The 22,621-nt window shown below is 37.5% G+C and carries 19 protein-coding genes, 1 other RNA gene and 1 pseudogene; 11 read left to right on the top strand and 10 right to left on the bottom strand.

What is annotated here, in order from left to right:
* Nucleotides 1-33: 33 nt before the first annotated feature.
* From H4J66_RS00820 to H4J66_RS00830, 3 genes are all read right to left on the bottom strand, one after another.
* Nucleotides 34-1,083, bottom strand: a complete 1,050-nt coding sequence (locus H4J66_RS00820; RefSeq protein WP_259368614.1) for a trypsin-like peptidase domain-containing protein — start codon at nucleotides 1,081-1,083, stop codon at nucleotides 34-36.
* Nucleotides 1,084-1,209: 126 nt separating this feature from the next.
* Nucleotides 1,210-2,565 carry a Do family serine endopeptidase gene (locus tag H4J66_RS00825; RefSeq protein WP_182169307.1) on the bottom strand — a complete coding sequence of 452 codons (1,356 nt, stop codon included), beginning with the start codon at nucleotides 2,563-2,565 and terminating at the stop codon, nucleotides 1,210-1,212.
* Nucleotides 2,566-2,656: 91 nt separating this feature from the next.
* A complete protein-coding gene (locus H4J66_RS00830) occupies nucleotides 2,657-3,112 on the bottom strand; it encodes a YhcB family protein (protein WP_182169309.1) in 456 nt (151 codons plus the stop codon).
* Between the two features lie 176 nt (nucleotides 3,113-3,288).
* On the opposite strand from H4J66_RS00830, the gene zapE reads away from it, so the two are divergent.
* The 8 genes from zapE to H4J66_RS00870 all read left to right on the top strand — a co-directional run bounded on the left by zapE (nucleotide 3,289) and on the right by H4J66_RS00870 (nucleotide 10,237).
* Entirely contained in the window at nucleotides 3,289-4,404 is a 1,116-nt protein-coding gene (gene zapE / locus H4J66_RS00835) for a cell division protein ZapE (protein ID WP_182169311.1), read from the top strand.
* 676 nt (nucleotides 4,405-5,080) lie between these two features.
* Nucleotides 5,081-5,509, top strand: a complete 429-nt coding sequence (rplM, locus tag H4J66_RS00840) for a 50S ribosomal protein L13 (protein WP_070375783.1) — start codon at nucleotides 5,081-5,083, stop codon at nucleotides 5,507-5,509.
* A gap of 3 nt (nucleotides 5,510-5,512) precedes the next feature.
* Nucleotides 5,513-5,905, top strand: a complete 393-nt coding sequence (gene rpsI / locus H4J66_RS00845; protein ID WP_182169313.1) for a 30S ribosomal protein S9 — start codon at nucleotides 5,513-5,515, stop codon at nucleotides 5,903-5,905.
* 569 nt (nucleotides 5,906-6,474) lie between these two features.
* Nucleotides 6,475-7,065, top strand: coding sequence for a ubiquinol-cytochrome c reductase iron-sulfur subunit (gene petA, locus H4J66_RS00850; RefSeq protein WP_182169315.1), 591 nt, complete (start codon nucleotides 6,475-6,477; stop codon nucleotides 7,063-7,065).
* Nucleotides 7,065-8,330: a cytochrome bc complex cytochrome b subunit gene (locus tag H4J66_RS00855; RefSeq protein ID WP_182169317.1), complete on the top strand. Its 1,266-nt coding sequence runs from the start codon at nucleotides 7,065-7,067 to the stop codon at nucleotides 8,328-8,330. The genes petA and H4J66_RS00855 overlap by 1 nt, the downstream gene beginning before the upstream one ends.
* Complete coding sequence (locus tag H4J66_RS00860; RefSeq protein ID WP_182169319.1) at nucleotides 8,330-9,043, top strand: cytochrome c1; 714 nt, start codon at nucleotides 8,330-8,332, stop codon at nucleotides 9,041-9,043. The genes H4J66_RS00855 and H4J66_RS00860 overlap by 1 nt, the downstream gene beginning before the upstream one ends.
* Nucleotides 9,044-9,128: 85 nt before the next feature.
* A complete protein-coding gene (sspA, locus tag H4J66_RS00865; RefSeq protein WP_070375788.1) occupies nucleotides 9,129-9,767 on the top strand; it encodes a stringent starvation protein SspA in 639 nt (212 codons plus the stop codon).
* Between the two features lie 17 nt (nucleotides 9,768-9,784).
* A complete protein-coding gene (locus tag H4J66_RS00870) occupies nucleotides 9,785-10,237 on the top strand; it encodes a ClpXP protease specificity-enhancing factor (protein WP_182169360.1) in 453 nt (150 codons plus the stop codon).
* 163 nt (nucleotides 10,238-10,400) lie between these two features.
* Here H4J66_RS00870 and dolP read toward each other — a convergent pair whose 3' ends face one another.
* Genes dolP through H4J66_RS00890 form a run of 4 tightly spaced genes read right to left on the bottom strand, consistent with a single transcriptional unit; the run spans nucleotide 10,401 to nucleotide 13,828 of the window.
* The gene (gene dolP / locus H4J66_RS00875) at nucleotides 10,401-10,967 is read right to left on the bottom strand and encodes a division/outer membrane stress-associated lipid-binding lipoprotein (protein ID WP_182169362.1); all 567 of its coding nucleotides are present in this window, start codon (nucleotides 10,965-10,967) and stop codon (nucleotides 10,401-10,403) included.
* A gap of 4 nt (nucleotides 10,968-10,971) precedes the next feature.
* Nucleotides 10,972-11,562: a phosphoheptose isomerase gene (locus H4J66_RS00880; protein WP_070375790.1), complete on the bottom strand. Its 591-nt coding sequence runs from the start codon at nucleotides 11,560-11,562 to the stop codon at nucleotides 10,972-10,974.
* Between the two features lie 27 nt (nucleotides 11,563-11,589).
* The gene (locus H4J66_RS00885; RefSeq protein ID WP_259368613.1) at nucleotides 11,590-11,964 is read right to left on the bottom strand and encodes a YraN family protein; all 375 of its coding nucleotides are present in this window, start codon (nucleotides 11,962-11,964) and stop codon (nucleotides 11,590-11,592) included.
* The gene (locus H4J66_RS00890; protein WP_182169323.1) at nucleotides 11,951-13,828 is read right to left on the bottom strand and encodes a penicillin-binding protein activator; all 1,878 of its coding nucleotides are present in this window, start codon (nucleotides 13,826-13,828) and stop codon (nucleotides 11,951-11,953) included. Before H4J66_RS00890 ends, H4J66_RS00885 begins: the two co-directional genes overlap by 14 nt.
* Nucleotides 13,829-13,904: 76 nt before the next feature.
* Here H4J66_RS00890 and rsmI point away from each other — a divergent pair, with 76 nt between their 5' ends.
* Both rsmI and rnpB read left to right on the top strand, forming a co-directional pair.
* Nucleotides 13,905-14,753: a 16S rRNA (cytidine(1402)-2'-O)-methyltransferase gene (gene rsmI, locus H4J66_RS00895; RefSeq protein ID WP_182169325.1), complete on the top strand. Its 849-nt coding sequence runs from the start codon at nucleotides 13,905-13,907 to the stop codon at nucleotides 14,751-14,753.
* Between the two features lie 80 nt (nucleotides 14,754-14,833).
* Nucleotides 14,834-15,267: RNase P RNA component class A (gene rnpB, locus H4J66_RS00900), an RNA gene on the top strand.
* A gap of 248 nt (nucleotides 15,268-15,515) precedes the next feature.
* Here the strand turns inward: rnpB and H4J66_RS00905 are convergent.
* Nucleotides 15,516-15,833 (bottom strand): annotated as a pseudogene (locus H4J66_RS00905) (integrase core domain-containing protein); the annotation flags it as partial.
* Between the two features lie 716 nt (nucleotides 15,834-16,549).
* Here H4J66_RS00905 and H4J66_RS00910 point away from each other — a divergent pair.
* The gene (locus H4J66_RS00910) at nucleotides 16,550-16,909 is read left to right on the top strand and encodes a recombinase family protein (protein ID WP_182169364.1); all 360 of its coding nucleotides are present in this window, start codon (nucleotides 16,550-16,552) and stop codon (nucleotides 16,907-16,909) included.
* 862 nt (nucleotides 16,910-17,771) lie between these two features.
* Here the strand turns inward: H4J66_RS00910 and H4J66_RS00915 are convergent.
* Nucleotides 17,772-18,164: a response regulator gene (locus H4J66_RS00915; RefSeq protein WP_182169327.1), complete on the bottom strand. Its 393-nt coding sequence runs from the start codon at nucleotides 18,162-18,164 to the stop codon at nucleotides 17,772-17,774.
* A gap of 55 nt (nucleotides 18,165-18,219) precedes the next feature.
* Entirely contained in the window at nucleotides 18,220-22,332 is a 4,113-nt protein-coding gene (locus tag H4J66_RS00920) for a hybrid sensor histidine kinase/response regulator (RefSeq protein WP_182169329.1), read from the bottom strand.
* Nucleotides 22,333-22,621 lie beyond the last annotated feature (289 nt).

Below are 22,621 nucleotides of genomic sequence, written 5' to 3' on the forward strand. Positions count from 1 at the left end.
AAAATATATTTGGTATTATCATTTTATTACGGGTTAATCTTTTGTCTTTTCAGAAATAGTGACAGATATTTCTATTAACTGTTTCTTTCGTATTAATTTAAAAGGTAATACGCTGCCAGGTTGAGTTTCTGCCACTATATCTTGTGCTTGTATAAATGAACTAATGGCGACATTATTAATCTGATAAACGATATCACCCGGTTGCAAGCCAGCTCTAAAGGCAGGGCTGTTCTTTTCAACGCCAGCAATAGTAAAACCTTTAAAGTTGTTTGGTAGCGAGTTAATACTTACGCCTAAGTAGCCACGTATTACCCGACCATTAGCAATTATTTTTCGCATCACTTTATGGGCGAGTGAATAAGGAACGGCGAAAAATATTCCCTGAATATTCCTTTCTGTATCAATGAACTTTCTTGAATTAATACCTACCAGCTCGCCATTAGTATTAATAAGCGCACCGCCGGAATTACCATCATTGATGGCCGCGTCCATTTGTAATAATTCTAAATAATTAATGACACTTAAACCGCTACGACCTGTGGCACTAATTACGCCCTGAGTCACTGTTTGTCCTAAATTCAGTGGATTACCTATCGCTAATACCACATCACCAGCAAGTGATTGTAAATCAGCTCTCTGTGGAATAACCGGTAGGTTAGCCGTGTCTACTTTAAGGACGGCTAAATCAGTATAAGTATCATAACCAATAAGTTCTGCTGAAAAACGTTGGCCATTTTGCAGATCAACATTTATTAAATCAGCATTTTGTACGACGTGAAAATTGGTTAATATATAGCCGTTAGAATCCATGATAACGCCAGAACCTAAGCGGGTAGACCTTCTTGCTTTTGCACCATAGACAGGGCTAGTGCTTATATCTTCTGAATAGATGTTAACAACAGCAGGACTGGCAGTACTTACTGCTCTTGCATAAGATAATGGTTGTTGTTGTGGTTGATTGTTTTGCAGTACTTGTAAAGTGTTGTTCCGTAACTCTGGTACTAACAGAAGTAGAGTAACAGCTATCATCACGCCATAACTGGCTGGACGAACAATGTATTTTATTAGGTTTATTATGTTCAAAATTAATTTTTATGATGAGTGTTTAATATCGCTAGCATAGCATAGGTCTGCTTTAATCTTATAGTTTGAAAAATAAAAAAGGCTCATAAAGAGCCTTTAGATAAGTCTAATATCACCCCTGTGGTATTAGCGGATCATTAAGAACAATGTGCTATTACCTCTGACAATATTGAGAGCAAAAACCCCTTTGTTATCATTTAAATAGCTGCGTAGTTCACCTATAGACTTGATACGTGTGCGGTTTATTCCACTGATCACGTCACCTTTTTGTAAGCCAATAGCGGCGGCGGGACTTTCTTCTTCCACTGACTTAATATCAATACCTTGATCATTCGTACTATTTTGAAGTTCAGCCCCATCTAACATTCTGTGGATGCTTGCGGCCTCTACTTTTGCTGTTTCTTGTTTTTTAAGCGTAACGTCATAAGTCTTTTCTGAACCGTCTTTTTTGATGACCGTTAATTCAACAGACTTGCCTGCACCGATCGAGCCAATCTTTCCTCGAATGGCGGCAAACGTTTTCACCACTTTTCCGTTCACTTTGGTAATAACATCACCAGACTCAATACCGGCATCGGCAGCAGCAGAATCAGCAATGACTTGCTCGATAAAGCCACCTTGGCTTGACTCGAGTTCTAGCGCCTTGGCGATTTCACCATTCACACTTCGGCCTAACACGCCAAGGACACCGCGGCGAACTTCGCCAAACTCAATTAATTGTTTAACAATGTTATCGACCATATTACTGGGTATGGCAAAGCCAATACCCACATTGCCACCATTAGGGCCTAATATCGCCGTATTAATGCCAACAAGTTTACCGTGTAAGTTAATGAGTGCGCCACCCGAATTACCACTGTTAATGGCTGCATCAGTTTGAATAAAGTCTTCGTAATTCTGTGCATTTAATCCGCTACGTCCTAAAGCACTTATAATACCTGATGTGACGGTTTGACCTAAACCAAAAGGGCTACCAATGGCAACAGCAAAATCTCCAACCCGTATGTTATCTGAGTCAGCTAACTTTACTTCAATTAAATCTTCAGCGTCTATTTGTAGTAAAGCGATATCACTACTGGCATCAGAGCCAATTTTTTTTGCGGTGATTTGACGACCGTCTTTTAACGTTATTTGAATTTCATCAGCTTCACTGATGACATGATTATTAGTGACTATGTAGCCTTGTGCAGCATCAATAATGACCCCTGAGCCTAAACCTCGAAATTCACGCTTTCTTGATTGGTTTTGTTGAGGATTACCAAAGAAAAACTTTAAGGCATCTGGTACTGTAGATTTATCTTCGTGGGTACCGGTAACCGAAATTAGCACGACACCCGGAGTGACCTTTTCTAGCATCGGCGCTAGACTTGGCAACTGTTGACCACTAACGGAAAAAGGTAAATTGGCTTGAACGGGCAAACTTGCCAAGGCAATAGAGCTAGAAAGAAGAATATTTGTTGCTAAAACAGACAGTTTTTTCATAAAAGAGACAACCTTCTTATAAACATAAATGATTAATGTAATTTTATACTCAACTAAAGACCTCTGCTGTGTGCGTTAGTTCCAAAGAACATTAGCCTACATTTGTAACACTTTGTTTCTTGTCGACAAAAAGTCCACTCGCTTGGCCTGAATAGTCAAGTGGTGGTTCAGTGCTTGTTTCTTCACTCTTACGTTCGGCTCTGTTATGACGTAATGAGACCGTTTGTGCAAGTTGTTCTTGTGTTTCTTTTGAGAAAAAAGGCATGCCATCAACGTCTAAAGGTGTTGCTTGCTTTAATAATTGCGTACTTTTTTCCATTTGCAACATTGCTGTTTGGCAAGTGCTATTCATTTTGTCCAACAGTATTGTTGAGTCATCTAAATGTTCTGCAACATCGAGTTTATATTGTGCTAAAGCGTCTTCACTATTACTAACGCGTGCACTAAGTTTTTGATTGTCTTGGACTGATGCAGATAAAAAACGACTAGCAACAAAACCTATTGCCGCACCAACTAATAAAAGAAAAATTGCTAAAACTATATCCATAGTGTCAAACCCTCGTTATATTCAATAAAATTAGTAAAAATATGGGAACTTATTTTGTATAATAGCGCTTCTGTTCGCGCTTACCTAATCAATATGATTGCGAATTTGTTAATTTCAAGAAAATATTCCATTAGTCCTGTAAAGACTTTGTGAAAAAAAATATAAGTGGCCAATAAATGATCAAGCTTTCACCTCTAGATAAGTATAATGAAGATTTAACCCGTGATGATTTTTTACATGACGATGCGCAGGAAAATGCGGTAAAAAACTTACAGAGGCTCTATGAAGATCTTCAAAATAAACCCTTACCCGTTGAAGGGTTTAAGAAAGTGCTTCATCGCTGGAAGCGCATTGTTGCTTCATCTGAAACTAAAACCATACAAGGACTTTATTTTTGGGGGGGCGTTGGTCGAGGGAAAACTTATTTAGTTGATACCTTTTATGATTGTTTGCCTTTTGATAATAAAATGCGTGTTCACTTTCATCGCTTTATGCACCGTGTTCATCAAGAATTAAAAACATTAACAGGGCAAGCTGACCCATTGAAAATAATTGCCAAACGTTTTGCTGATGAAACCTGCATTATTTGTTTTGATGAATTTTTTGTTTCCGACATTACCGATGCAATGATTCTTGGCGCTTTGTTTGAAGAATTATTTGCACATAATGTTACTTTAGTGGCAACGTCAAATATTATACCTGACGGTTTGTACCGTAATGGTTTGCAACGTGAACGTTTTTTACCAGCTATTAAACTCATCAATAAACATTGTGATGTAGTAAATGTCGATAGCGGTATTGATTACCGTTTGCGAACCCTAGAGCAAGCCGAGATTTACCATGCTCCACTTGATGCCGAGGCAAGCGAAAACCTGGCGCAATATTTTATTCAATTGTCGGTCAAACCAGGTAAAAAAGATGTTGAAGTTAAAATAAATAATCGCTCATTATCGGCGATTGAAGAGTCCGACGGTATTGTACACTTTGATTTTTCGGTGTTGTGTGAATCCGCACGTAGTCAAACTGACTATATGGAGATAAGTCGTTTGTATCACACGGTATTATTAGCCAATGTCAAACAAATGAGTGTTGATCGTGAAGATGCGGCGCGTCGATTTATTGCCTTGGTTGATGAATTTTATGAGCGTAATGTAAAATTAATTATTTCCGCTGAAGTCGAAATGGAAAATTTATACAGCCACGGTGGACTGGAATTTGAGTTCAACCGTTGTTTAAGTCGTTTACAAGAAATGCAGTCACATGATTATTTAGCAAGTAAGCACTTACCTTAGTGAGATAGTAGGCTCTACTTAAAGATAATTATAAAAATGCCGATTTAGCGATCGGCATTTTTTTATGCCAATTTTTAGAATTATTACGCGAGTAAACTATATGTTGTGTTTTTTATTTAACTTGATTCAGTATGTAGAGCTTTGGATTTGTCATTTATTTTTATAGGTAATATAGACCATAAATAAAGTGAAAAAATTGAAACACATTTAAGGCATTAGCTAAGTTTCCAACAAGTGAAAAAGATAACCACCAGCAAGCCTACATTGAAAAAAGTGCGAAACAATAAAAGTTAAAGAGGGAAGTGAGGTATTAGCTTTTCCAACCACAGCAAGCCAAAGTGTAAAATGTTATCAAAAATCGGTAGCCTCCTTAGACAATTGCGCTATTTGCTTAAATTACAGCGATTCAAAATGTGATTCATTATTAGCTAGCGATTGTATTCGTGATAAAAGTTTAAAAAAAGTGCAATTGATTGTGATTTATAGGTGATCTTAGCAGATAACTTCTGTATAATCCGCGCTCCCTGCGTTACAAATGCCTACTGTTTTTGACTTTTGTGAAAAGTAGTGGCGATGGACTCGATACTCGAAGGGGTAGAGCGTGGTCTTTTTAACCGGTGATGCTAATTCTTAGCATTTATCATTTAAAGTAACATAATAAATATTGGGTTTTTTAATGAAAACTTTTGTAGCAAAACCAGAAAGCGTACAACGCGAATGGTTCTTAGTGGACGCCGAAGATAAGACTTTAGGACGTATCGCTACTGAAATTGCAACCCGTTTACGCGGCAAGCATAAAGCAGAATATACTCCTCACGTAGATACTGGCGATTATATCGTTGTTATTAACGCTGAGAAAGTGAAAGTAACTGGTAATAAAGCGAAGGGTAAAATTTACTACTCGCATACAGAATTCCCAGGCGGTCTTAAGCAAATTAGTTTTGAAAAGCTAATTGAAAAAGCTCCAGAGCGTGTTTTAGAATTCGCAGTTAAAGGTATGTTACCTAAAGGTCCTTTAGGTCGTGAAATGTTCCGTAAGCTTAAAGTTTACGCGGGCACTGAACATAAGCATACTGCACAACAACCACAACTTTTGGAGCTTTAAGCAATGGCTGATAATCAATATTACGGTACTGGTCGTCGCAAGAGCTCAACTGCTCGTGTGTTCATGAAAGCTGGTAACGGTGCAATTACAATTAACAAGCGTGACATTTCTGTATACTTTGGTCGTGAAACGGCTCGTATGGTTGTTCGTCAACCATTAGAATTAGTTGAAATGTTAGAAAAGTTTGACTTTAACATCACTGTTGTTGGTGGTGGTATTTCTGGTCAAGCTGGCGCAATTCGTCACGGTATTACTCGTGCATTAATGGAGTTCGATGAAACTTTACGTGGTTCTCTACGTGTAGCTGGTTTCGTAACTCGTGATGCTCGTAAAGTTGAACGTAAGAAAGTTGGTTTACACAAGGCTCGTAAAAAGCCACAATTTTCAAAACGTTAATATTTACCTTATACGTTTTCAAAAAACCGACTTTATGTCGGTTTTTTTATATCTGTTATTTAGAAAAATCAACATCCGCAGTAAAGGTAAAATCGCGGGCTTTTTATCATTAAAATAACCTTAGGCGATAATAAATAATACAGTGCGAGCTCCAATAAAATGGTAAACTTTCAATGAACAGCAATAAAAATAATATGGGTGAAAATAGTTCTACTATTAAGCTGTTTACTGAACACTTTTTTGTTGGTTAGCCATTACACTTAGCTATATAAGTATTAAAATAATTTATCAGATAGTGAAAGAGAAACTATTTTTTTGTGCGTTTTTTTTGAATAATAATCTTTCGTATTTAGTTGTGTGTCTAAAGTGATAAAGTCAGTGAAATAAAGATATATAACCGATGTTTTGCTTATTTTTACTTGTAAAAAAGTGCTTATTTCTTTATTATCAGAAAAATTTTTGTCACAAGTTTTGGCGAACAATTGGAAAGTATTTTCTCTCGCAACTCGCTGAAGCTGTGAGAATAATAATTCGAATTTGTTTGAAACAATGTTATTTGGAGATTTTAAATGAGCAATGCGCCCGTGAATAACGGCCGTCGACGCTTTTTAACTGCTGCTACTTCGGTAGTAGGTGGTGTTGGTGTTGTCGGTTTGGCTGTGCCTTTCATTGGTTCTTGGAACCCTAGTGCTAGAGCGAAAGCTGCAGGTGCTCCGGTTGAAGTCAATGTTAGTAAAATAGAACCAGGTCAATTAATTCGCGCTGAATGGCGAGGAAAACCTGTTTATGTGGTCCGAAGAACTGAAGAAATATTATCAACTTTAGCGGCGCATGACGATCAATTGAAAGACCCTGGTTCAGAAGAGCCCCAACAACCTACTTATGCAACTAATGCATATCGTTCAATTAAGCCTGAGTTTATGGTTGCTCTAGGCGTTTGTACTCATTTGGGTTGTGCTCCTACTCACCACCAAGGCGATTTTGAGGAGTTTGTTGAGGGTGTAAAAGACGGTTTCTTTTGCCCTTGTCACGGCTCTAAATTCGATATGGCTGGACGTGTTTTTCAAAGCGTTCCTGCACCAACAAATTTGGTGGTTCCTGAGCATTCATTCCCAACAGCAGACACCTTATTAATTGGTGTTAATACAGGAGAAGCATAATGTTATCTAATTTAATGGTGTGGATTAATAAACGTTTACCGTTAACCGACGCGGTAAACAAGCATGCTGGTCAATATCCTGCACCTAAAAACTTTAATTTTTGGTATGTATTTGGTGTTTTAGCGAGTGTCGTACTCGTCAATCAATTGTTAACGGGTGTTTGGTTAACAATGAGTTATGAACCATCAGGTGAAGGTGCGTTCGCTTCTGTAGAATACATCATGCGTGATGTTGATTACGGCTGGTTACTTCGCTATATGCATTCTACAGGCGCGTCAGCGTTTTTTGTTGTTGTTTATATGCATATGTTCCGTGGCATGATGTACGGTTCATACCAAAAGCCTCGTGAATTACTTTGGATCTTCGGTATGTTGATCTTTTTAGTGCTTATGGCTGAAGCTTTCATGGGTTACTTATTACCTTGGGGTAATATGTCTTATTGGGGCGCGCAGGTTATTATTTCTCTGTTTGGTGCTATTCCAATTATAGGTGATGACTTAACACTCTGGATACGCGGTGATTACGTTATATCAGGTGCTACCTTAAACCGTTTCTTTGCTTTACACGTTATTGCAATGCCATTGGTTTTAGTTGTATTAGTTTTCTTACATATTCTTGCACTTCATGAAGTGGGTTCGAACAACCCTGAAGGCACAAATATTAAAAAACCTAAAGGCAGTGTGCCATTAGAAGAGCACAGTAAATTTACTTTCCATGAGCAATATACTAAAAAATACGATATCGTCGATGCGATCCCGTTCCACCCCTATTATACAGTTAAAGATTTAGTGGCGATTGTTATCTTCTTAATCATTTTCTCTTGGGTAATGTTTTTTAACCCTGAAGGCGGTGGCTATTTTATGGAAGCGCCAAATTTTGAACCTGCAAATGGTTTGAAAACACCAGAGCATATTGCACCGGTTTGGTATTTTGGACCTTTTTATACCATTTTACGTGTAATCCCTGATAAGTTATTAGGGGCAGTTGGTATGTTTTCTGCGATCATTGTTTTATTCTTATTACCTTGGTTTGACCGTGGTACAGTGAAATCTATTAAGTTCCGTTGTACGGCTCATACGGTTAACTTATCGCAATTTGTTATTTGTTTCATTGCTTTGGGTATTTTAGGTACGTTGCCATCAACACCGATCTACAACTTAATTGGTACTATCGCTACGTTTGGTTATTTTGGTTTCTTTCTTGCCTTATGGGTATATAGTAAGAACGAAAAAACTAAGCCCGTTCCAGAGAGGGTTTCAGGATAATGAATAAATTTATTAGAGCTTTTATTTTTGGAATTTTTGCGCTTGTGCCTATGCTCACACTTGCTGCTAGCAGTGGTGTTCATTTAGACAAAGCGGGTAATGATTTAAGTGACAAAGAGTCACTTAAACGTGGTTTTCAATCTTACATTAATTATTGTTTAGGTTGTCACCAGTTACAGTACCAAAGATACAATCGTACTTTTGAGGATTTAGGTATTAGTGAAGCCGATGGTATTGCTAATTATATGTATACGGGTGAAAAAGTCGGTGATCATATTACTAATACTATGCCAGCAAAAGATGCGGCTAAATGGTTTGGTAATACACCACCTGATTTAACGCTAATGGCGCGTTTAAAACCAGGGCCTGATTATATTTATACTTACTTGCGTTCTTTCTACGTTGATCCTGAACGTCCCTTTGGCGTTAATAACACCGTATTAAAAAATGCGGGTATGCCGCATGTTTTACAGGGGTTACAAGGTGTTCGTACGATGGACGAAAATGGTAATCTCAGTGAAGCAACGGGTGGTTCTATGACCGTTGAAGAGTACGATGCCTTTGCTCGTGATTTAGCCAATTTCTTAGAGTACACCGGTGAGCCAAGTAAGCTTAAGCGTGAAGCTATGGGATATTGGGTAATAGGTTTCTTATTTATTTTCCTTATTTTTGCTTACTTACTTAAAGTTGAATATTGGAAGGACGTACACTAACAATTATTGTTAATGTACAGCGTTTTATTTATGGGGGGCTTTGGCCCCCTTTGTTAGTTTTTTATTACAGATTTTTGGAGGCATTATGGCCGTAGCAGCAAACAAGCGTTCAGTGATGAATTTATATTCTCATGCTGATGATATGTATAGTCATCAAACACGCATCGTACTCGCTGAAAAAGGTGTTGGCGTTGATATCCACTTAGTTGATTTGGCTAACTTACCAGAAGATTTACTCGACTTAAATCCCTATGGCACAGTACCGACGTTAATTGATCGTGAATTAGCATTATACGAAGCATCAATTATTATTGAATACTTAGATGAGCGTTTTCCTCATCCACCATTAATGCCAGTTTATCCGGTATCACGTGGTCGTAGCCGTTTGATGATGCATCGCGTAGAACAAGATTGGTACAGTCTAGCAAAAATAATTATGAGTGGCCCAGCAGACGCTGCAAGCAAAGCTCGTCAAGAACTTAAAGAAAGTTTGTTAAGTGTAGCGCCAATTTTAAATGAAGCGCCTTACTTTATGAGTGAAGAATTCAGTTTAGTTGACTGTTACTTAGCACCACTATTATGGCGTTTACCTGCTTTAGGTATTGAACTTGACGGTGAAGGCTCTAAAGAATTTAAAGGTTACATGCTGAAGTTATTTGAACGTGAGTCATTTCAAGCATCGTTAACTGAAGAAGAACGTGAAATACGTTTAGGTATGTTTTAGCCTTGATATCTCCAGAGATGACCTCTAACAAGCCTTATATAGTGAGAGCTTTTTATCAGTGGATTTCTGATAACGACCTCACACCATATATTGCTGTAGATACGAGTGTCTATGGTGTGTTAGTTCCAACAGCTTATGTGACTGATGGGCAAATTGTGCTCAACGTTTCAATGTCAGCCGTTGGTTCTATTTCTCTTGCTGATTATGCCATTGAAGTAAGCGCACGTTTTGGCGGTAAGCTTGAACAACTTGTCGTGCCTTACGGTGCTATTAGTGCTATTTATGCAAAAGAAAATGGTGCGGGGACATCGCTTGTGATTGAACACCCTGAACCAGAACTTGATAAAGAAATAAGTCCAGTAAAGCCAGTAGGTTTATCTAGTGTCTCTTCAGATAAGAGCAGCACTTCAAAAACCAAGTCTGAAAAGGGCTCAGCGAAAGGTAAGCCTAGCTTAAAAGTGATCAAGTAATTACTACAAGCACAATAACTGTTGTTGGTATATTAGCTGTTATGCTGAAATTGTTTTAAATTTATTTCAGTCGTCATTATGGCAAGCGGTTAATAATAAAAAAGCTTCACAAGTATTAACTTGAGAAGCTTTTTTTATGAGCGCTATGGTAAGTAACTTATCGTTAAATGTATTCAAATATTTTGAATACACGATTGACGCCGCTTACATTACGGGCTATCTCTACGGCTTCATTAGCTTGCGCTTGTGTTATTAAGCCCATTAAAAAGACTTCGCCATTTTCAGTAACTACTTTAATATTAGTCGCATCGATGTTGTCACTGCCAAAAAGAGCCGCTTTAACCTTAGACGTTAACCAAACATCGTTACTTCTGGTCGTAATAGAAGTGGTATTACTGATACGAATTTGATTATGTAGCTGAACAACTTGTTTAACTTCATTAATCGACTTTATCGCCAGATCGCGTAAATAGGTATTGGGCACTTGCCCGATAACTAAGACACTACCGTTAACACTGATCACTTGAATATTAGTGTTGTCTGCGAGGGCTTGATGTTTGCCAAGCTTAGCATTCGCCTCAAATTCAATTTTTTGGTCGTCCAACTGTGTACCAATACTACGCTCATCGGTAGCAGCAGATGCTCCTCCGACAATAGTAACAACAGCAGCAGCAACGCACCCTTGCAAAAATAAAATACTTGCTAGGGTTATTAATAATTTTTTTCGCATCATATTAATTGGCATCTTGAGGAAATAAAGTTGTGTCAATAATATCGCATAAGCAATGTATTACCACTAAATGTACTTCTTGAATTCTAGCTGTACGTGAAGAAGGTACCCGTATTTCTACATCGTTTTCGCCCAGTAAACCTGCAATATCGCCGCCATCACCGCCGGTTAATGCGATAATAGGAATATCGCGAGATACTGCTGCTTCTATCGCTTTTATGACATTACGAGAATTACCACTGGTAGAAATAGCGAGTAAAACATCCCCATTATTACCTAATGCTCGCACTTGTTTAGAAAATATTTCATCGAAGGAATAATCATTCCCGATAGAAGTAATCGTCGAAGTGTCGGTCGTTAAGGCTATTGCCGGTAAAGGTGGTCGTTCAGTTTCATAGCGGTTTAATAACTCCGCTGAAAAGTGCTGTGCATCACCCGCTGAACCGCCGTTACCACAGGCAAGTATTTTATTACCAGCCAATAAGCTTTGCACCATTATCATACCAGCATGCTCAATAGGTCCTGCTAGTAATTCACTGGCGGCAATTTTGGTTTGGATACTTTCGGTAAAGTTACTTTTGATCCGTTCTAACATAAATGAAATTAGCTCCGTTTATTGACTCTAAAAGGCGTTTTTTAGCCAGGTAATATCGAGATTGTTTATATTACCTTGTAAAGCAATAACATCAAATCGACAAGAAGTATTATATTCGTTTAAACCACATTGTTGCAGATAAATTGCAGCTGTTTTCCTAATTTTTTGCTGTTTTTTCGTTGATATTGCTGAAATAGCACCACCAAACGACATCGAAGCACGATATTTTACTTCGACAAAGACATAAGTGTCAGCATCTTTGACGATTATATCAATTTCACCTAACCGGGAGGTGAAGTTTTTTTCTTCGATAATTAAGCCTTGTGCCACCAAAAAATCTCCCGCGTACCTTTCGGTAATATCACCGGTTTTTTTAGTCGTAACTGGCTTAGTCCATGGCAATTTCAGCGACCTCACCATCTTGATATATACCCCACAATAAGCTTCGCGTTAGGGTGTTATTACTGTTTAATTTTAATATACCGGTTTGACCATAATGACGAACATAAGGTTTTTGTTTCATCAGGGGCAGTTTGTCGACTAAATATAGGCTGTCATAACCCATGGCAAAGATGCGTTGTAAAGAGTCACTGCGACTTGGCCAAAGCGTTTTACTTAAATCAGCTAATTGAGCATTTTGTTGTTGGCTACTTAACAGCCAAGGCATTTCGGTAAAAATAAGGTTACGAAGATCGTTATGCTTACTTGAATCTTGTTTACTGCTATGACTGCGAGAGCTAGCATAAACTGGAATAATAGTAGCAAAAGGGCTGGTATTAACATCAATGTACGGTTTTAGTAATTTTGTTTGTGCCGGTGAACCCACTAAGTAAAACATATCAATATCACGGCGATTTCTTGGTTCTGAATCGATACTCTGTTTTACTCTTATTTTTAAATCCTTGATACGCGCTTGGCTACTATCGACCTCTAAGCTAGCCTTGAGTTGCTCTTGCATCATTTTGCCTTTTTCGAAATAAACAACTTCAGGAGCATAGCCGTTAATCAGTTGCCATTGTTTGCTAAAGGCTCGGGCAATTCTTTTACTGGCGGTATCTTGATGGCTGAGTATGACTGGTGAGCGATAATTTTTACGACTCAATGTTGTTGCTGCTTGGTAAGCTTCGTCTTCTGGGCGCATCGACAGAATGAATTGCTCTGTGCTCCGTTGCTCAACTTTTAGCGTGTTAAGTAATAAGCTAGGTAGCAAAATTTCACCTTGGGCAAGGAACTTATCGACATTATTTTTAAGCAAAGGGCCAATAATAAAATGACTATTTAAGGCGATTAGCTGCTCATTTAATAAGGTCCAATCAAGTGTATCAGCATCGATAAAGGTTAAGTTTTTATCGGGAATATTACTATAAGCGGCTAGGATCCCTTGCTGGGCAGCTTTTCCTGCAGACGCTTGTTTACCTGAAAGGGGTAAAATAACCGCAATATTTTCAATAAGTGCTTGTGGGCTTTGTTCTGTTATTTTTAATGTTTCAATAATCGCTTGTGCGGGATGCGCAGAAAAATCACCTTGCCACTGACTTAAGTAAGCATCAAAACGGTTAATATCACCACCAAATTTATGCGCGTAAGTTAATAGTTGTTGCCAACCTTTAATATAAGGCGGGTCAAGCGCTGCTAATTGGCTGACTTGCCAAGTAGACAGTAAACTTAATGCTTGCCATAGTTCATAGATATCATCAACGTCTGTATTTGAACTGCTGGAAAACCAATGCAATTTAGCGTTGACCGCACTAATTTCTAATGCTCTACGCTGCTGTATATCAGCCAGTAAGAAGTAGTAGTTTTCGCGATGAATAACGTTATTATCAGTTGAAATTTTATTAGCAACTTCAAGCTGCTTAAAGGCTAATTCAACCTCAGTTAGCTTAAGTAAACTATCTGCGCTTACCAATGCTAAGCGGTACTTGTCTTGTGCATTGTCAGTTAGTGCTGTGAGTTGCTGAGATAACCATAGTGCTTGATTATAACTTTCCTCACCAATCAGCAATTCACTGGCATCAATAAGTGTGGCGGTTGCTATTTTTACCTCTTGTGTTTGCGCAGCCAACAGCAACTGTTGTGAGGTTATTTTATTATTGGCACTCTCTAATGGTTGATTTCGAGAATCGATTGCGCCTTTATTGTCGGCAATATTTTTGGACGTACCGCAACTTGTCAATAATGTCGTTGTTAGTAGAGCGACAGAAAAGAGTGTAGTAATGCGATAAAGAGTGCTTTTTTTAGAAAACAAAAAATTAGTTTGGCTCACCAGCGATAAATCCGTACTTTATTAGTTAGCTTTATAATAAACTTCATCTTCATCAGTCTCAACTTAAGTATTCATTATGTCGTCAGTATTTGTAGAATCAGGCACGCTTTACATCGTCGCCACACCCATCGGAAATTTAACCGACATCAGTCAACGCGCACTTGATGTGTTAACTCATGTGGATATTATTGCCTGTGAAGATACTCGCCATACTCAAAGATTATTATCTGCTTATTCTATCAAAAACAAAACGCTATCATTACATGACCATAATGAACGCCAACGTCAAGACTATGTTGCAACACTTTTACAAGAAGGGAAAAGCATTGCACTGGTTTCAGATGCCGGAACACCCTTAATCAGTGATCCTGGGTTTCATTTGGTTCGCCATTGCCGACAACTTAATTTACCTGTTTCTCCTATTCCGGGTGCTTGTGCAGCAATTGCTGCTCTATCTGTCGCGGGTTTACCCACAGATCGTTTCTCTTTTGAAGGTTTTTTACCTTCAAAAACCGGTGCTAGGCAAGCAACATTAGCGAACTTGCTTGAAGAACCACGCACTATGGTGTTCTATGATGCGCCACGTAGAGCAATTGATACCGTTGAAGATATTGTCAAAGTATTGGGGGGGGAACGTCAGGTGGTTATTTCTCGTGAGTTAACAAAAACGTTTGAGACTATTCACTCTGATACCGCTGAAAACTTATTAGCTTGGTTAAAAGAAGATCCAAATCAACTGAAAGGTGAAATGGTTTTAATCATAGAAGGTAAAAAAATTGATGCGAACGCTATTCCAGCAAAGGCTATTGCTACGCTGAAATTACTGTTAGCGGAAATGAAGCCAAAGACAGCTTGTGCGATCACCGCTGAAATATACGGAGTAAAAAAGAACGCTTTGTATGAAATAGCCCTAGAAATGAAGTAATTTACGCTTTATTTATTAGTGGTCAGTAACTAAATATATTATCAATTGGCTATCGGTAAAAATTAAGGTAAAATGCGCGCCGAGTTGACCAGACAATCGCTGCTTTATCCTTGTATCAGATGTGTAAACTGAAGATATAGGTATGAGGGGGAGGAAAGTCCGGGCTCCAATGAGCAGGGTGCCAGGTAACGCCTGGGCGGCGTGAGCCGACGACAAGTGCAGCAGAGAGAAGACCGCCGATGGTTGTTCTTAGGAACTTCACAGGTAAGGCTGAAAGGGTGCGGTAAGAGCGCACCGGATTGCTGGTAACAGTAATTGCAGGGTAAACTCCACCCGGAGCAAGACCAAATAGGGTTTCATGACTGTTCGAGCGTAAGTTTAAATAGTATAAGCGTGGTTCGCGTGGAAACCGGGTAGGTTGCTTGAGCCTTAGAGCGATTTAAGGCCTAGACGAATGATTGTCACTCTTTTTCGAAAGAGATACAAAACCCGGCTTATACGGTCAACTCGACTAATTCAAGAAAAAGCCTCTGCAGTAATGTAGGGGCTTTTTTTGTACTTATATCAGCTTAAGCTCAAGAAATTTTACACGGTTAGCTACATGGTGATAACGCTGGCGTTAAAGGTTATTAATATCAACTTGAAATATTATGTAATGATTAAGATAACCTAGTGTTTATTTCTAGATTTAAGAAAATCTTTTAAAGATGGGTTTGAGTAACAGGTCATTGCTCCCCCCATAAACTTACTTAACTGAAGTGGTCATGTAATATTGGCCGCAGTGTTGTAGCTTAACTCATCTCTTCTTTCTGATTCATTTGGGCTTATTCCACCGTTATACGTATGTGGCCGGGTCTTATTGTAATAATCCATGATGTAATTAATGATTGCTTGTTTGGCTTCATTAAAATTCTTATACCCTATCAAAGGTATCCATTGCGTTTTTAAACTTCTAAAATATCGTTCCATTGTGGCATTATCCCAACAATTTCCGCGGCGGCTGATGCTTTGTGTGATTTGATAACGCCACAGTCGTTGCCTAAACTTTCGGCTGGTGTAATGCGTTCCTCGGTCTGAGTGTTAAGTGATATTTGTCACTTGTATAGATTAATTATAGAATCAGAAAAAAGCTAGCTAGAACGTCTCTAATCCGCACTTTACGGTCAATATTGCAGCTTAGAAAACCAAAAAGCCAGTGACCGAAATTGGGAACTGCGCTTCTTAGCTGGCAGACAAGAAATGTCTGGCTTCGTATCAAAGTGAACATAAACAGGGGTGTTTTTACTCGTAAATTTAGACAGCTTTGTGGCAATAGTGAATATTAAATAAAACGTCTCAATCTCATTTTATGTCTAGAAATTACACTAGTGATGTCTATTCACAAATGCCTCAAATGTGGCATTAGCGCCCTAAACAGTTTCACCATTTTTACTCTTACATTATATCAGATTATTTGAATAGGTAGATTGATTGCTTAGTCTCCTAACTGGCAACCTCTAGCACTGTAATCAATACTACAGTTTAGGTTACAGTGTTTTACCAACCGTATTTTTGCATGATCACCTCGATTAAGTGTAACCTTTATCCTAATTTTAAGTTTGTAATCTAACTCCTGGGGATAAAGGTACAGTATTAAAATTGCTTATGCTCGCTGTTCAACTCAAAATCAAAACTTAGATAATCAACTAGAATAACTTAAAGGTTATGAGAAAATATTTAAGGAAAAACTGAGTAGCGTTAAAAGTGATCGTCTATAGTTACATAGTGCAATTGATTATTTAAGGTAAGGGGATAGTATTGTCATTACAAAGTTAGACCGTCTTGCAAGATCATTAACTGACTTGCACAAGTTGGTTGATATGATTGAAGCGAAAGGTGCTACTCTTAATGTTCTTAATCAAGCAGTTGATACTTCAAGCAGTAACGGAAAACTTATGTTTAGCATGTTAGGTGCATTGGCTGAATTTGAGAAAGACATTATCAATGAGCGAGTTCAGAAAGGACTTGAGCGAGTAAGAGCAAAAGGTGTTAAGTTTGGCAAACCTCGCCAGATCCCTGATAAAGACCGTAAACGTATTGTTGAACTCGTTGATGATGAAAATACTAATTTAACTAAACAAGAAATTGCCGATATGATTGGTTGTTTTAGGAATTAGGTTTATAAGATTTATAGAGACAATAAAGGCTATGTTAAATGCCTGAGTTAGTGGCATTGGATCCGACTAAGTGGTCATACAACAATGAATAAAATTTTTAGCAATAGCGTACACGGGCAGTTAAGTTAACTATCTTCTGCCCCAAAGGCGATAGTGCTAAATGTATGTGATGATTTGGTATGAAAAACTTCATCATGACACAATACATTTTATTTAGTTTATTCGGTCACAAGCAGCTATTAATCTCTTAGCATACGCAAATGCACGGATTTTACCCAAGTTTAAGTAACAAAAAATAAAGAGTTAAACGTTAACAATAATAAGAAAACAACTAATGCAATTTGTTTTAAAGGGATACTAAAAATAATGGCTTTATCTACCATATGATTCGTGTAAATTATTAATGATAAAACAATGAAGGAAGAGGTGGATATAATTGAATATAACCATTTAAATGCATATTTATCAATATTATAGCCATGCGTAATAAGTTCACCAAATATTAAATTGTACTTTTTTATCTCCTGTGTGTTCGTGAATGAACCTAATGACACTGCCATACTTAATATCTGTAATGATAGGTTCAGCAGTTTCCTCTTCAGGTGTAACAACTTCATAGTCAGAAATATGTAAGAAAAATTCATTGAATTCCTTTCCAGTCAAATCGGTTGGTATCGTATTCCAGGTCGTTTTTTTGGATTTTCAGCCATCAATATTATTGTCTACTATGAAAAATGAGTAGTTTATCTAAAACGCCTTTCAGATAAATTCACTGGTCTGCTGAAGTTCGATATGAGTTGAGAGTTTGATAATGGCTAATCCTGACTTGGCTCTCATGTAAATTGTAAAACTGATGATATTATTATTCTGTACAGTAAGCATGAAGATAATTATTTAGTGCTTCAGCAACTTTTTCATAAGTATAGGGTTTGACAATAAAACCGTTAACGCCAGCGGAAATCGCTGTTTTCACATTATGTAAATTGCCCAAACCACTAATAATTACTACATAAGCTGAAGGTTCGATGCTATGAATGGCTTGTAGCACTTTTAAACCATTAATATATGGCATTTCAATATCAAGAAAAGTAACATCTATATTACTTTTATTCGTATTAAATAACTGCAAGGCTTTTTTTCCATTACATGCTTGTATCACATTATGATTACCATAAGTTGTTAAATATTCACTCAGTAGGCTCAACATCAAAGGTTCATCATCGGCAACCAAGATGTTTAATTTTCTATCAGGCATATGACCTCTTTTTTGGAATATATGTGGAAAAGCTTAACGGGAATTTACTAGGTAATTATAAATTAATTTCATCAGTTATTTTAGTTGTTATTTGCTGTAATGTATCTAATTGGATAATAATGAGGCTATATTTCTTCGTTAGCAAAGATTGATAAAGTATATCTGCTTGCTGACTAACTTCAGGAAAGCCAAAAGATCCCCCTAAACCTTTTAAATTATGTAACAAGTTTTGTAGTTTTAACCAATTTTTTTCTTCTGCCATCTGTTGAATTTCAGCTAATATTGTTGGCAAGCCTTCAATGAAAGTATTGATTAAAACTTGTTGTTGTTCTACCTGCTTAATATTTTTTGCTACTGACGGTTCAAGATCTATTGATGCGGTAGGTAATATGTTTGCTAAGGTTTGATAAAAAGTCTGGATTTCTATCGGTTTTTTTAAATGCCCACTAAAACCAGATTTTAGGTAAAGTTCAATATCGTTATTAGAAATATTTGCTGTTAATGCGATTATTGGCTTAGAAAATCCAGTAGCACGTAGTATTTTAGTTGCTTCAATACCATCAACTTCTGGCATTTGTACATCCATTAAGACCATATCAAAGTCATTACTCAGTGCCACTTCTACCGCTAATTGACCATTTTCTACTAAGGTCACTTTAGCGCCAGTACGTTCAACATACAGGCGGATCAACTCTTGGTTATCAGGCCAATCTTCAGCCAATAAAATATTCCCTGTAAGCGTGGGAATTTTATATTCTTTGGCATTATGCTTATGTTTTATTTTATCAATAGCTGAGTGTTCGTTCAGCCATTGCAGCACTTGAACCGCTCCCATACCAATACTAAATGAAAATTGACTGCCAATACCTTCCTGGCTAGTGAGGTGCATTTCTCCGCCCATCGCTTGGGTTAACTCCTTAGAAATACTTAAACCTAAACCAGTACCACCAAACTTACGAGTGGTAGATGAGTCAACTTGGGTAAACTCTTCAAAAACTGACGCTATCTTATTCTCAGGTATACCTATTCCGGTATCAACAACAGAGAAAGATAACAAATTAGTCTGCTGATCGGCGGAAATATTTATTGTGATCCCACCTTTTTCAGTAAATTTTATCGCGTTACCACATAAATTAAGTAATATTTGCTTTAATCTTGTCGGATCACTTTGGATTACGCCAGGAATAGGTAGTAGGTAATTAATGGTTAAATTCAGTTTTTTTTCAGTTGCTCGTTGCCCAATGAGTTCTTCCAACTCTTGCATTATTTCTACAGGCGATACCGCAATATTTTCTAAATCTAAACAATTAACTTCAATTTTAGAAATATCTAAAACATTGTTCATTAGTTGCAGTAAGTAATTACCATTGCTGATGATTTTATTGATCCTTCTATGCTCTTCCTCAGGTTCAATAGGATCTTGTAAAATGCTTTCGGCAAATCCTAAAATTGAGGTCATTGGCGTCCGTAATTCGTGGCTCATGGTGGAAATAAAAGCTCCCTTGGCACGATTTCCTGCCTGTGCTGCTTTTTGGGATATTTCAAGTGCATGATTAGCGGTGGTGAGTTCAGTTGTTCTTAGTATAACTTGTTTTTCTAAATGTCGACTATATTCAGCTTTTTGGTGTAATTTGGTTTTATAGGCACGAATATAGAAAAAGAAGATCATAATGAAAAACAGTATGTATAAGCTATAAGCCCACCATGACTCCCACGGTGCAGGTGTCACTTTGATATTCAGTGCTAAGGATTTTTCGCTCCAAATACCATCATTATTAGCGCCTTTTACCCGAAAAATATAATCGCCCGCAGGGAGGTTGGTAAACGTAGTTCGATGAACTTTACCTATTTCGATCCAGTTTTGGTCAAAGCCTTCTAATTTATATTTATAGTTGTTTTTTTCTGGTGTGGTGTAATCTAAACCTGCAAATTCAAACGCTATTACGTAGTCTTTGTAATCAAATATTATATTGTTAAGCCCTGCTACAGCATCTCCAAATTTGGTTTTTTTATTAATTTTCAATAAACCGGTTAACAATACGGGCAGTTGATTGTTATTCTCTTTAATTTCAGCAGGAGTAAACATGTTAAAGCCATTAGAACCACCAAAAAATAGCTGCCCATGGCGACTATTCATTGCTGCGTTATGATTAAACTCATTCTCTTGTAAGCCATGAGAAACATCATATTGTTTCAGTTGTTCTGTTTGTGGGTCTAATCGAGTTAAACCACGGTTAGTGCTTAGCCATATAAAACCTTGACCATCTGCAACAATACCGTAAATCACATTACTGAGTAATCCTTGTTTCTTTCCATAGTGTTTAAAGCGCACCTTACCTGTTTTTCGATCTGCAGCAGCCCAACGATTCAAACCACCTCCCCATGTACCTACCCATAAATCGCCTTGGGGATCTTCTAGTATTGACCAAGCAACATTATTACTTAAACTATCAGGGTCTTTACTATTATGAAGATATTGAGTGACAGTTTCTGTTTTAGGATCAAATAGGTTTAAACCTCCACCCTCTGTTCCTAACCATAAAGTATTATTTTTACCCTGATGTAGAGACAAAATTCGGTCGGTACTGAGACTTTTATCATCGTTGACATCATGACGAAAGTGTTTGAAAGTTTTTGTTGCTGGTTCAAAGCGGTTTAAACCACTGGTATATGTTGCTACCCATAATACCCCTTGATTATCTTGATATATGTCAGTGACGCCATTTGCACTTAAACTCGTTATTTCTTTCTCGTTGTGGGTGTAGTGAGTAAATAAGTTTGTTTTAGGATTATAGTGGTCAAGGCCTTTACCACGGGTGCCAATCCATAGCGAGTCATCAGCATCGCTGTGAAGAGACATAATACGGTTGTCACTCAAACTTGAAGCAGCGCTCTCATCAACTTTAAATCTGGTAAAAGTATTTTTTTGTGGATTAAATAAATTAAGGCCATCATAACTGCCTACCCAAACATCACCATTGTTACGCTCACTAAATGCCGTAATGATGTTACTCGATAGGCTATTCTTATTGTTGGGGGTTTGACGGTAATGAGAAAAGTCAGAGGGGCTCCATTTATTTATTCCTCCAAAGGTACCAAGCCAAAGTACACCACCATTGTCTTGATATAATGTTCTTGTGCGGTTATCACCTAGGCTGTATAAGTCTTTAACATCGTGACGAAATTGCGTAAAATTATCACTTGCGGGTTGCCAAAGACATAGGCCATTGTCGGTTGCCAGCCAAATATTATCAATATTGTCCTGAAAAATATCATGTATGGTATTAGCACACACGCTTGTTTTATCTTCATTTTGAGACTTATACTGAGTAACATTATTTTGCTGATCAATGGTGATTAAACCATTGTGATAGGTGCCTATCCATACTCTTTGTTGTTCATCAACGAATAAGCTTCTAATACTGTAATCATGCAGCTTTATTGAGATATTATCTTTTAATGTAAAATTGGTAAAAGTCAGTGTATTAATATCAAATATATTTATGCCTTTATCTGTACCTAACCACAATTGTCCTTGCTTGCCTTGGTGAATAGAACGAACATTATTATGATTTAGCGTTACTTTGCTGTTTGTATCATGTAAAAAGGATTGAAATACTTCAGTTGTTGGATCAAACCTATTTAATCCGCCACCGTCTGTACCTATCCAAAGAATGTGATCTTTATCTTCAAAAATCACATTAATTCTATCGCTACTGAGGTTATGAGATTTTTTACTAAAATGTTCAAATGTCTCTGATATAGGGTCAAAACGATTTAAACCACCGCCATCAGTACCTAACCACAATAAACCATTATGATCCTCAAACATAGTGTAAATAGCGTCATGAGATAAGGAATTACTATCGTTGGCTTCATGACTAAAAACGCGAAATTGATAACCATCAAAACGGTTTAAACCTTCCTGAGTAGCAAACCACATAAAACCTTGACGGTCTTGTAGAATAGAAAAGACAGCTTGTTGAGATAAACCTTGTTTTAGGGAATATTTTTGAAAACGAATATTGTTATTGTTTGCTAAAACTTGGCTAGCGTAAAGATGAGTAGTAAAAAATAGTGAGGCAATTAGTAATAAATTCAGGTCACACTTAAGCGAAAACCTGAATTTTAATATTAGCTTAATAAATACCCTCACTATGTTATTCAATAAGTTATTGGTTCCATAATTTTATTTCTAAATAAATATTAAAGTTTAAAGTGTAAGGTTAATTTAGTCTTCAACCCAAACGTTAACATCAATATTAGCAGCATCATTTATGCTATCACGCCACATGTAACCAACACGCCACATGTAACCATTACGCCACATACAACCATCACCCCACATCTAACCATCACCCCACCTGTACCCATAACGCCACGTTAAACCCTCATACCCTACTTAACCATCTCCCCACTTCTCATCCTCAGTCCCACCATCACACTCCTCCCCCATA

This window comes from Colwellia sp. MB3u-55, from assembly GCF_014076785.1.
In the GTDB taxonomy this organism is placed as follows: Bacteria; Pseudomonadota; Gammaproteobacteria; order Enterobacterales; family Alteromonadaceae; genus Colwellia_A.

Excerpts from the sequence above, each read along its gene's own strand:
- H4J66_RS00825 (WP_182169307.1), bottom strand. The coding sequence starts at position 2,565 with ATGAAAAAACTGTCTGTTTTAGCAACAAATATTCTTCTTTCTAGCTCT.
- H4J66_RS00860 (WP_182169319.1), top strand. The coding sequence starts at position 8,330 with ATGAATAAATTTATTAGAGCTTTTATTTTTGGAATTTTTGCGCTTGTG.
- dolP (WP_182169362.1), bottom strand. The coding sequence starts at position 10,967 with ATGCGAAAAAAATTATTAATAACCCTAGCAAGTATTTTATTTTTGCAA.
- zapE (WP_182169311.1), top strand. The coding sequence starts at position 3,289 with ATGATCAAGCTTTCACCTCTAGATAAGTATAATGAAGATTTAACCCGT.
- H4J66_RS00870 (WP_182169360.1), top strand. The coding sequence starts at position 9,785 with ATGACCTCTAACAAGCCTTATATAGTGAGAGCTTTTTATCAGTGGATT.
- H4J66_RS00830 (WP_182169309.1), bottom strand. The coding sequence starts at position 3,112 with ATGGATATAGTTTTAGCAATTTTTCTTTTATTAGTTGGTGCGGCAATA.
- H4J66_RS00855 (WP_182169317.1), top strand. The coding sequence starts at position 7,065 with ATGTTATCTAATTTAATGGTGTGGATTAATAAACGTTTACCGTTAACC.
- rpsI (WP_182169313.1), top strand. The coding sequence starts at position 5,513 with ATGGCTGATAATCAATATTACGGTACTGGTCGTCGCAAGAGCTCAACT.
- sspA (WP_070375788.1), top strand. The coding sequence starts at position 9,129 with ATGGCCGTAGCAGCAAACAAGCGTTCAGTGATGAATTTATATTCTCAT.
- H4J66_RS00880 (WP_070375790.1), bottom strand. The coding sequence starts at position 11,562 with ATGTTAGAACGGATCAAAAGTAACTTTACCGAAAGTATCCAAACCAAA.
- rplM (WP_070375783.1), top strand. The coding sequence starts at position 5,081 with ATGAAAACTTTTGTAGCAAAACCAGAAAGCGTACAACGCGAATGGTTC.
- rsmI (WP_182169325.1), top strand. The coding sequence starts at position 13,905 with ATGTCGTCAGTATTTGTAGAATCAGGCACGCTTTACATCGTCGCCACA.
- H4J66_RS00915 (WP_182169327.1), bottom strand. The coding sequence starts at position 18,164 with ATGCCTGATAGAAAATTAAACATCTTGGTTGCCGATGATGAACCTTTG.
- petA (WP_182169315.1), top strand. The coding sequence starts at position 6,475 with ATGAGCAATGCGCCCGTGAATAACGGCCGTCGACGCTTTTTAACTGCT.